At 63.5% G+C, this 10,719-nt stretch carries 9 protein-coding genes; 5 read left to right on the forward strand and 4 right to left on the reverse strand.

The genetic code is table 11. From position 1 onward, the window contains the following. Window positions 1-7: 7 nt before the first annotated feature. Window positions 8-1,192: an FAD-dependent monooxygenase gene (locus FEV16_RS01870; protein ID WP_138165905.1), complete on the forward strand. Its 1,185-nt coding sequence runs from the start codon at window positions 8-10 to the stop codon at window positions 1,190-1,192. A gap of 411 nt (window positions 1,193-1,603) precedes the next feature. Further along, complete coding sequence (locus FEV16_RS01875; RefSeq protein ID WP_138165906.1) at window positions 1,604-2,227, forward strand: transglutaminase-like cysteine peptidase; 624 nt, start codon at window positions 1,604-1,606, stop codon at window positions 2,225-2,227. A 9-nt stretch (window positions 2,228-2,236) separates the two neighbouring features. Here the strand turns inward: FEV16_RS01875 and FEV16_RS01880 are convergent, their stop codons facing one another. Further along, window positions 2,237-2,767, reverse strand: a complete 531-nt coding sequence (locus FEV16_RS01880) for a gamma carbonic anhydrase family protein (RefSeq protein ID WP_138165907.1) — start codon at window positions 2,765-2,767, stop codon at window positions 2,237-2,239. Window positions 2,768-2,984: 217 nt separating this feature from the next. Here FEV16_RS01880 and FEV16_RS01885 point away from each other — a divergent pair, with 217 nt between their 5' ends. Genes FEV16_RS01885 through FEV16_RS01895 form a run of 3 tightly spaced genes read left to right on the forward strand, consistent with a single transcriptional unit; the run spans window position 2,985 to window position 6,704 of the window. Next, complete coding sequence (locus tag FEV16_RS01885; protein ID WP_138165908.1) at window positions 2,985-4,703, forward strand: heparinase II/III family protein; 1,719 nt, start codon at window positions 2,985-2,987, stop codon at window positions 4,701-4,703. 29 nt (window positions 4,704-4,732) lie between these two features. Next, window positions 4,733-6,325 (forward strand): bifunctional phosphoribosylaminoimidazolecarboxamide formyltransferase/IMP cyclohydrolase, encoded by a 1,593-nt coding sequence (purH, locus tag FEV16_RS01890; protein ID WP_138165909.1) that lies wholly within the window; start codon window positions 4,733-4,735, stop codon window positions 6,323-6,325. A 58-nt stretch (window positions 6,326-6,383) separates the two neighbouring features. Continuing rightward, entirely contained in the window at window positions 6,384-6,704 is a 321-nt protein-coding gene (locus FEV16_RS01895; protein ID WP_138165910.1) for a cellulose-binding protein, read from the forward strand. Between the two features lie 68 nt (window positions 6,705-6,772). On the opposite strand, the gene FEV16_RS01900 is transcribed toward FEV16_RS01895, so the two are convergent. From FEV16_RS01900 to ptsP, 3 genes are all read right to left on the reverse strand, one after another. Beyond that, window positions 6,773-7,030, reverse strand: coding sequence for a hypothetical protein (locus tag FEV16_RS01900; RefSeq protein ID WP_138165911.1), 258 nt, complete (start codon window positions 7,028-7,030; stop codon window positions 6,773-6,775). 95 nt (window positions 7,031-7,125) lie between these two features. Next, window positions 7,126-8,196 (reverse strand): peptide chain release factor 1, encoded by a 1,071-nt coding sequence (gene prfA, locus FEV16_RS01905; protein ID WP_138165912.1) that lies wholly within the window; start codon window positions 8,194-8,196, stop codon window positions 7,126-7,128. 52 nt (window positions 8,197-8,248) lie between these two features. After that, window positions 8,249-10,513, reverse strand: a complete 2,265-nt coding sequence (gene ptsP / locus FEV16_RS01910; protein ID WP_138165913.1) for a phosphoenolpyruvate--protein phosphotransferase — start codon at window positions 10,511-10,513, stop codon at window positions 8,249-8,251. Window positions 10,514-10,719: the final 206 nt, after the last annotated feature.

A 10,719-nucleotide genomic window follows, 5' to 3' on the forward strand; every position in this document is an offset into this window, starting at 1 on the left:
GCTCGCCGTGAGCGCGCCGATCGTCATCGCCGGCGCAGGCATTGGTGGCCTCGCCGCAGCCTTGTCGCTGGCGCGCGCCGGGAAGCGCGTGCTGGTTTTGGAGCGCGCCACTCGGATCGAGGAGGTCGGGGCGGGACTGCAAATCGCGCCGAACGCCGGAAGAATTCTCGCCAAGCTCGGGCTTGAACCGCCGCTCGCCGCCGTCGCTCTGGAGCCTGAAGCTATAAACATCCGCCGCGGACGCGATGGGGCCGTTCTGGCGCGGCTTGACCTCTCCGACTCAAGGTCGCGCTGGGGCGCGCCATTCCGGCTTTTCCACCGCGCCGATCTGCAGGGCGCGCTGCTGCATTCGGCGCTCGAGAATCCGCATACCCATGTTCGCGCCGGCGCTCGGGTCGGCGATTTCCAAGCGAACGCGCGCGGCGTCCGCATTCGCGTGCACACGCAGGACGGCGTCGAGGAGATTGAGGCGGCTGGGCTGATCGGCGCCGACGGCGTGCGGTCGAGCGTGCGCGGCCACCTCGTCCCTTCCGAGCGCGATGCGCCAGCCTATTCCGGCTGCGTCGCCTGGCGCGCCACGCTCCCGGCCGACAGCATTCCGGCGGCGCTTCGCGCGCGCGAGTCCAATCTCTGGCTGATGCCTGGCGCTCATGTCGTTCACTATCCGCTGCGCGACGGCTCAATGATCAACGCCGTCGTCATCATTGAAGAGCCGCCGGACGCCGAGGACGCCCACTCAAGCTTGTCGCTGCAAGGCTCGGAGCTCGCCCGCCGCTTTGCGCCGCGTCGGACTTCCGCCGCGCTGCGCGAATTGATCGAAGCCGGCGCCTCCTGGCGGCATTGGCCGCTGTTCATGCGTCCGGCGCTGAAACAATGGACGCACGGCCCCGTCACACTCCTCGGGGACGCCGCGCATCCGATGGTCCCTTTCCTGGCCCAGGGCGCGGCGCAGGCGATCGAAGACGCTGACGCCCTCGGCGAAGCCTTCATGCGACTGGGCGCGACGGTTGAGGCCGCCTTCGCCGCCTATGAGGGCGCACGGGTCGCCCGCGCCGAGCAGGTCGTGCAGGCCTCGCGCCGCCAGGGCGGTTACTTCCATATGAGCGGACTTCCAGCCGTAGCCCGCAATCTTGCGATCCGCGCGCTCGGCGGACCCGGCATGCTGGCGCGCAACGCCTGGCTCTATCGCTAGAGGCCACAGCCCACGGCTTTGTTCCGTCGCCGCTCGGCGAGGCCGTGTGCCGGAAAGCTCTGTGGCGAATTTGCGCGCCAAAGAGGGCGCATTCCGGTGACTCCGGGAGAAAAAATTTTCGCTGCGACCGGGCGCGTTAACCGCCGAAACCCTCGTAAGTTAACCAGCGTTGCTTGAAGCTTAAACCGAGGCAGGGCGCACGCAAACGAAATTAGAGCAACGCGCGCTAAAATAGCATTTACTTCAATGAGATACGAGAACGCATCAAATTTTACGCATTTCGATAGCGCGAAATTATACTTACCGCGTTTCTCAGCAAATCTAAACGCATTCGCGTAAAATGCGGCAGAAATACTTTCTCGGACAGCAAAACAAGAAAACTAATTTCGCCTCATGGCACGGAGGCGGGTTATGTTGGGCATCGTTAGCAAGGCGGTTGTGGCGCTCGGAATGGCGGGCATGGCGCTTATCGCCGTCAATGCAAAAAGTTTCGCCGGCCCTGAAACCGCGACTTTCGCTGCGCTTGGCCAAGAAACGAGCGTGCCCTACGGCTGGGTGGACTTCTGCCAACGCTATCGCGGCGAATGCCAGGATGACACGACCGCGCCCGAAGAAATCGAACTCACTGCCGCCGTTTTTCGCAAGATCGCGCGCATCAACGCCTGGGTGAATAAGAACATCGACCCCGTCACGGATGCGGACCACTGGAGCGCGCTCGACAAGTGGGACTACCCCAGCGACGGCAAGGGCGACTGCGAAGATTTCGCGCTGCTGAAACGCCGCATGCTGATCGAGGAAGGCTTTCCCCGTCAGGCGCTGCTGATCACCGTCGTGAAAGAGAAGAACGGCGAGGGCCACTCGGTGCTGACAATAAAGACCAGCCGCGGCGAGTTCGTGCTCGACAATCTGTCCGATGAGATGCGTCCTTGGACGCAAGTTCCCTATCGCTTCGTCAAGCGGCAGTCGCAGCACAATCAGAACGCTTGGGTCGCCATCGAGCCGCTGACGAGCGCGCCGCTTTACGTCTCGCGGTAAGACGGGCGCTCAAGGGATAAGCGTCAGCCCCATCGCGTAACGTTGGCCGTTCTCGACATAATGTTTCGCCGATTCGAGATGCCTGTCCCGCGCCTTTTCGTCGAGCGTGCGGATCGCCTTGGCCGGCGAGCCGACGATCAGCGAATAGTCGGGAAATTCCTTGGCCTCGGTCACCAGCGCATTGGCGCCGACGAGGCAGTTCGCGCCGATCTTCGCCCCGTTGAGGATCGTCGCGCCCATGCCGATCAGCGTCGCTTCGCCGATCGTGCAACTGTGCAGAATGACGCCGTGACCGATCGTGCAATCCGGCCCGATGACGAGCGGAAAGCCCATGTCAGTATGGAGAATGCTGTTTTCCTGGATATTGGTGCGGGCGCCGACCGTGATCCACTCATTGTCGCCGCGCAGGACGCAGCCAAACCAGATATTGGCGTCCTCCTCCAGTTCGACGCGGCCGATGACGTGCGCGCCGGGCGCCACATAGAACCGGCCCTGGGCCGGCAGGCGCGGCGCGATTCCGTCGATCGTGTAAAGCGGCATTGGCGAAGCCTCCCTGAAATGAGGCGCGACATTGCCATTTCCGGCCTTTTGCACGCAATGGCGGAAGAAGCCGCATCCCGGCCGATCTCATTCGGAAGTCACGGAAATTTAGACTATAAGCGGGCGGCAGGGTTTGGTAATGCCGGCTGGCGCGCCGGCGGCGGGGGCTCTGTCGCGCGTGACAGCCGCTATCGGAGGACGCCCACTGAGCGCCAGAATGTTGCGGGATCGGGTGCGGCTTGTCGGCGCCTCTGCGGCGCGGGCTGCGGGGGCTCTCGCGCGAGGCGCCGCCGCGCCCTACCACCTCGTGAAATCGATGGCGATCGCGCCGCCGGAGCGGCTGCGCATCGCGCCGCCCGACATAAGAACCACCGACTCGACCGTCGCCGATCAGATTTACGCCGGCTATTTCTCCTTCGAAGGGAAGACCGTGCAAGCGAGGGGCGTCTCGCCCTTTCTTGTGGCGCCGCCTTCCGAGGGGTGGCGGCGTTCCCTTGCAGGATTTTCCTGGCTGCGGCACTTGCAGGCTTCGGACAAGCGGGTGGCGCTCGCCACGGCCCAGGCGCTTGTCGGCGACTTTCTTTCGCTTCCGAAACTTCCTGCCGACGATCCGGCGATGGAGCCCGCCGTCGTCTCCCGGCGACTGCTCTCCTTCCTGTCGCAATCGCCAATGCTGCTCGATGGCGCGGAGGCGGATTTTTACGACGCATTCATGCTGGCGCTCGCGCGCAACGCCCGGTTGCTGTGGCGGGCGCTCGCCGGCGACGGGGCGCGGGGCGCCGATCGCGCCCTTTGCATCATCGCGCTAGCCGAATTCGCGGTTTGCGCCGACACCGGACGCAAAATCGCGCCGCATGTATCGCGCGCGCTGAGCGCTGAGCTTGACCGCGAGATTCTCACCGACGGCGGCCATGTCAGCCGCAACCCGCAGGTCGCGGTCGATCTGCTCCTCGATCTATTGCCGCTGCGACAGGTGATCGCCGCGCGTGGCCTGCAAACGCCCCCCGCGGTCCTGCGCGCCATTGACCGGATGATGCCCATGTTGCGGATGCTGCAACATGGCGACGGCTCGCTGGGGCTATTCAACGGCATGGGCGCGACGGCGCTGGATCGGCTGGCGAATGTGCTCGCTTATGAAGACACGCGCGGCGCGCCGCCGGTCAACGCGCCTTATGCCGGCTATCAGCGCATGGAGGCGCGGAACGCGCTCGTCATTGTCGACGCTGGCGGGCCCCCGCCTTTCGAGTTTTCTCTCTCTGCGCACGCCGGTTGTCTCTCTTTCGAATTTTCGATTGGAATCGAGCGGGTTGTCGTCAACTGCGGGGCGCCGTCGCCGCCACATCTCGACGCGCGCGAACTTGCCCGCGCCACCGCCGCGCATTCGACGCTTGTCATCGGCGATCGCTCCAGCGCGCGCATCGCGCCACAAAACGCGCCGCGCTGGCGCGCAGGCCGCGTCCTTGCTGGGCCACGCAACATTGAGGTCGAGCGCCGCCGCACGGAAGGCGAGACGATGCTCGTCCTGTCGCATGACGGCTATGCGCGAGATTTCGGCTTGATCCACGAACGCGAATTGACGCTTGCGACCGATGGGGCCGCGCTTTTTGGCGTCGATCGGCTCGCCGCCGCCGAAGGCGGCCGAAGACACGCGCAGACCAGCGATTTCGCCCTCCGCTTCCACATTCATCCGCGCGTGCGCGTTGCGTCGGGCGCTGACGGAACGGTCGAACTTGCTCTCGCCAACGGCGAAACGCTCTTCTTTGAAGCTCAGGGCGCAACGCCCGAAATCGAAGACAGTATTTTCTTCGCCGCGCTAGGCGGCGCGCGCAATTGCGCACAGATCGTTGTGCGAGGGACGGCGGCCGCTGGCGCCGAGATCGCTTGGAGCTTCCGGCGGCGGGCAGGCGAGCAGGTTCCTCCCGGTCGCAAGGTATGATAAGCGCGGCGCGATTTTAGGAGAATGCAATGCCGGTCGACTTGCGCCGCGTGGCGCGCGCGCTGATTTCCGTTTCCGACAAAACAGGCCTCGTCGACTTTGCGCGCGCTCTGACGACGCATGGCGTCGAGCTTGTCTCTACCGGCGGGACGCGCAAGGCGCTTGCCGAGGCGGGGCTTGCAGTGCGCGACGTCGCCGATCTCACCCAATTTCCGGAAATGATGGACGGAAGGCTGAAGACGCTGCACCCGAAGGTGCATGGCGGACTTTTGGCGATCCGCGAGAATCCGGAACATGAGGCGGCGATGCTCGCGCATGACATCCGGCCCATCGACCTGCTCGTCGTCAATCTCTATCCTTTTGAATCGACGCTCTCGAAAGGCGCGCCTTTCGAGCAATGCATCGAAAACATCGATATCGGCGGGCCGGCGATGATCCGCGCCGCATCGAAAAATCACGACGACGTCGCCGTCGTCGTCGATCCCAATGATTACCATGCGCTGATTGAAGAACTCGCCGCGACAAAGGGTTCGACGCGGCTCGCGACGCGTCGGCGGCTCGCGCAGAAGGCCTTCGCGCGCACCGCGGCCTATGACGCGGCGATCTCCAATTGGCTTGCACAGGAGCTTGACGAAGCCTCGCCGCCGCTACGCGCCTTTGGCGGACGTCTCGCCGAGCCGATGCGCTATGGCGAAAACCCGCATCAATCCGCGGGCTTTTATCTCACAGGCGAGAATCGCCCTGGCGTCGCCACGGCGCGCCAGCTTCAGGGCAAGCAGCTCTCATATAACAACGTCAATGATACCGACGCCGCCTTCGAATGTGTGGCGGAATTCGATCCGGCGCGCACCGCCGCCATTGTCATCGTCAAACACGCCAATCCTTGTGGCGTCGCCGAAGGCGCGACGCTGGCGCAAGCCTACGAGAAGGCGCTGCGCTGCGACCCCGTTTCCGCCTTCGGCGGCATCGTCGCGCTCAATCGCAAGCTCGACGCCGAAGCCGCCCGAGAAATCGTCAAGATTTTCACCGAAGTGATCATCGCCCCTGACGCTGACGAAGAAGCGATCGCGATCATCGGCGCCAAGAAGAATCTACGTCTGCTATTGACTGGCGGCCTGCCCGACGCCAGCGCGCAGGGTTTAACCTATCGATCCGTCTCCGGCGGTTTTCTCGCGCAATCGCGCGACAACGCCGTTGTCGACGACATGACTCTGCAAGTCGTAACGAAGCGACAGCCCACGGCGCAAGAACTTGCGGATCTCAAATTCGCGTTCCGTGTGGTGAAACACGTCAAGTCGAACGCGATCGTTTACGCGAAGAATGCCGCCACAGTGGGCATCGGCGCCGGACAGATGTCGCGCGTCGATTCTTCGCGCATCGCCGCGCATAAGGCGCAGGAAGCCGCGCGCGCCGCAGGGCTAACGGAAAGTCTCGCCAAAGGAGCCGTTGTCGCCTCCGACGCCTTCTTTCCATTCGCCGACGGGTTGCTGGCCGCTGCGGAAGCAGGCGCGACGGCCGTTATTCAGCCGGGCGGCTCGATTAACGACAAGGACGTCATCGCCGCCGCGGACGAGCAAGGCCTCGCAATGGTCTTCACCGGCGTACGACATTTTCGGCACTAGTAATGCTCCTGGCGCTCCGGCTAAAGTGGCCGCTTGACGCCGGAAAGGGAGTTCCAAAATGCGTAATTCTTTTAAACTGACGCTGGGCCTCGCCCTCATTTGCGCGCTTGCTTCGAGCCAGGCTTTCGCGGAACGGCGCAAGCCCGTCGCGACCGGCCAGGTCACTGCGGCGCAGGGCGACGATTTTCCAATTGCGCTGCCGCATAACCTCACGACCGGCAAAGACTGGCTCGACGACGGCGCGGGTTCAGCCGCGCAGGGAAATCTGGGGCCCAATCGTTACGCCAACGATAATTACTTTCTTGAGCAACAGGATTTCACGCTGCAAGATCCGCAGCGCTACAATGAGATCGGCCAGTTTTTCGATTACGACTGGTGAGCCGCGCTCGTTTGTGAATGAAAAAGGCCGGCGCGCGCCGGCCTTTTCTGACATTTGGATATGTTGCGTTAGCACACGGGCACTGAGCGATAGCCGATCACGTCGCCCCAGCGATTGAAGATCGGACGGCGCTCGTAATAGCAATCCGGGCCGCTCGCGGCCGCCGCCATCGCGCCCAAAGCCAAGGCCCCGCCTACAGCGAAAGGCGCCCAGCCATAGCCGTGATGCCATTTGGACCAGGCGAACGCGGGGGTGGCGCTTGCCGTCGCTCCGACCATGATGGCGGCGGCGAGGCTCATAGAAACGAACTTTTTCAACATGGACATGGCTCTCTCCTCAATTTGGCGATACTCACGTTGCGAGCATCTACACTTTAGGGAGAGACTCTCACGATGTTCGTGCGCCGGCGCACAGGGCGCGTTTACGCTTCGCTTTGTGCGAGCAGCTTTTGCTGGCGGTCTGTCGTCAGCGCATCGATGACCTCGTCGAACTCGCCTTCCATGACGCGATCGAGCTTATAAAGCGTGAGATTGATGCGATGGTCGGTGACGCGCCCCTGCGGAAAATTATAGGTGCGGATGCGCTCCGAGCGGTCGCCTGAGCCGACCTGCTGCTTGCGGTCCTCCGAGCGCTCCCTGTCGAGCCTTTGTCGCTCCGCGTCGTAAAGACGCGATCGGAGCACGCTCATAGCCTTCGCCTTGTTGCGATGCTGAGAGCGCTCTTCCTGCATCATCACCACGATGCCCGACGGAATATGGGTGATGCGGATCGCGGACTCGGTCTTGTTGACGTGCTGGCCGCCGGCGCCCTGCGAGCGCATTGTATCGATCTGCAGGTCCTTGTCGTCGATGACGACGTCGACGTCCTCGGCTTGTGGCAACACCGCCACGGTTGCGGCCGACGTATGGATGCGTCCCTGCGTCTCGGTTTCCGGCACGCGCTGGACACGATGCACGCCCGATTCGAATTTCAGCCGTCCATAGACGCCCCGGCCGACGATTTCGGCGACGATTTCTTTGAACCCGCCGAGCGCGCCGGGGCTTTCGGATACGATTTCGACGCGCCAGCCCTTGAGCGCGGCATATTTCTGATAGGCGCGGAAAAGATCGCCGGCGAAAAGCGCCGCCTCGTCGCCGCCTGTGCCGGCGCGCACTTCGAGAATGACGCCCTTCTCATCCGCCTCGTCCTTGGGGAGAAGCGCAAGTCGCAGCGCACTTTCCGCCGCTTCCAGACGTTCGCGCGCGGCGTCCGTCTCGCTTTCGGCAAGCGCGCGCATGTCGGCGTCGATTGAGGCGTCGGCGAGCATGGCGGAAAGATCGTCGGCTTCCTTTTGCGCCGCGCGGTAGGCGCGGATCCTTTCGACGACGTCGTCGAGCGATGCGCGTTCGCGCGATAGCGCGACGAAGGCCTGTCCGTCGGCGCCGATGGCGAGTTTGTCGCCGATTTCGTCATAACGGCGCAGGATGAGGTCGAGTTTGTCTTGAGCGAACATGGAAGTTTCTTGAGAAGTAGTAAGGGCGGCGGCGCGAAGAAAGACAGCCCCGCTACAAAGGCACGCCGCGCGCGATCGCATAATCGCGCAATTGCTCCCGCACCGAAGCGCTGCCGTCATCGGAAGCGAGTAGCGATGCGAGATAAACCTGCGCCTCTTCGAGATTGAGATTGAGGATCATCGTCTTCACCGGACCGATGGCGGAGGCCGCCATCGACAGCGAGCGATAGCCGATGGCGAGCAGCGCCAGCGCCTCAAGCGGGCGCCCGCCCATTTCGCCGCAGAGCGTCACTGGCGCGTTGTGCCGCGCGCCGGCCGCGACGATGCGTTCAAGCGCGCGCAGCACTGGCGGCGAGAGATTGTCATAGCGTTTCGAAACGCGCGTGTTGTCGCGATCCGCCGCGTACATGTATTGCACGAGGTCGTTAGAGCCGACCGACAGGAAATCCGCGCGTTTGGCAATGAGATCGATTTCCCACAGCAGCGATGGCACTTCCACCATGGCGCCGAGCTCGAGGCGCTTTGGCGGCTGATGACGATGACGTTTGATATGTTCGAGTTCGCGTAGGGCGATCGACTTCGCCGCGTCGAATTCGGCGACATTGGCGATCATCGGAAACATGATCCGCAGATCGCGATGGGCGCCTGCCTTCAGCATTGCGCGCAGTTGCATCCGCAAGAGGCCCGGCCGGTCGAGCCCGATGCGGATTGCGCGCCAACCGAGCGCGGGATTCTCCTCTTCGATCTTCGCCATATAGGGAAGGATCTTGTCGGAGCCGATATCGAGCGTGCGAAAGGTGATCGGTTTATCTGGCGCCGCGTCCAGCACGGCTTTGTACAAGCGATATTGTTCGTCCATGCGCGGAAACCGCGGGGCGAGCATGAATTGCAGCTCAGTGCGGAATAATCCGATCGACCGTGCGCCGGTCTCATGCAAATGCGGCATGTCGATCGCGAGGCCGGCGTTCATGTGCAGAGAGATTTCGACGCCGTCCTTGGTGATTGCCGGCACGTCACGGAGCTTGGCGTATTGCTCCTGGCGACGCGCCCGCAGCCGCGCTTTTTCGGCATAGGCGCTCTGCACGTCTGGCTGCGGCCGAATGTGCACTTCGCCGGTGGTGCCGTCGACAATGATCGGATCGCCGGTCTCGACGATGTCAATCAGGCCGGGAACGAGCCCCACCGTGGCGATGCCGAGCGCCCGCGCAACGATCGCCACATGGCTCGTCGGGCCGCCTTCCTCCAGCACCAGTCCGCGTAGCCGCTTGGGGTCATAATCGAGCAGCGCGGCCGGTCCCATCGTTCGCGCGACGATGATGGCGTTTTCCGGCACGCTGTCGCGATCGGCGACATAGCTCTGACCCGTCAGCTGATGCAGCAGCCGGTTGGCGATGTCGTCGAGATCGTGCAGGCGGTCGCGAAGATACGGGTCGGTCTGACGCTGCATGCGCGCGCGGGCGTCGTTCTGAACGCGCTCGACCGCCGCCTCCGCCGTCAGGCCGGTCATCACCGCTTCGCGCAGACGGCGCACCCAGCCGCGGTCATAAGCGACCATGCGCACGGTTTCGAGGACTTCTCGCGGCTCGCCGGCGGCGATTCGGTCGCTATGCGCGACGAGTTCGTCGATCGACTGTCGCATCGCGTCGATCGCATGCTCGAGCCTGGCGAGCTCGGTTGGCATGTCCTCGGCGACGAGCTGCTTGATGACGACGCGCGGTTCGTGCAGCAGCACGTGCCCGAGGCCGACGCCTTCGGCCATTGGCGCGCCCCGGAGCGATGCCGGACGGTAGAGAGCAAGGTCGCGCGGATCTTCGATCGCCTGCAATTCGCCGGAGGCGATGAGCTCAGCGAGCAGCATCGCCGTCGTTTGCAGCGCTTCGATCTCTTCTTCCGAATAGACGCGGCGCACCTTGTTCTGGACGACGAGCACGCCGAGCGTATTGCCGCCGCGCAGGATCGGCACGCCGAGGAACGAGTGATAGGCCTCTTCGCCGGTCTCAGGCTTATAGGAGAATGCGGGGTGATCTTGCGCTTCGGAAAGGGCGACAGGCTCGGCGCTTTTGGCGATGAGGCCGACGAGACCCTCGCCCGCATGCATCGTGGTTAAATGGACGGCTTCGCGGTTGAGGCCCTCAGTCGCGTAAAGCTCCAAGCGCTGGTCGGCGCGCAGCACATAAACGGAACAAACTTCCGCGACCATGTTCGCGGCGATCTGGACCACGATCTTGTCGAGCCGCGCCTGCGCGCTGATCGGCTCCGCGCTGATTTCGCGGAGTCGGCGCAACAGAAGGCGCGGTCCGCCGAGAGCGCTTCGCATCCAATCAGTTCCCGTTTTCCCAGAATTTCGCGGGTGGCCTACCGCAAAAAAACCGCCATGCGCCTGTAGATTGCGACAGTGGCCCTCAAGCAGCGTATATTGGCGCCGCTGGCGCTCCGCAAGCGCGGCCAAGAAACGCAGCGACGCAAGGAACATACCGGTATTGCAAAGCTTGGCGAATCGGCTTGCGGGCCGGGGTCGAAGCC

This window comes from Methylocystis sp. B8 (genome assembly GCF_005771425.1).
Taxonomy (GTDB): Bacteria; Pseudomonadota; Alphaproteobacteria; order Rhizobiales; family Beijerinckiaceae; genus Methylocystis.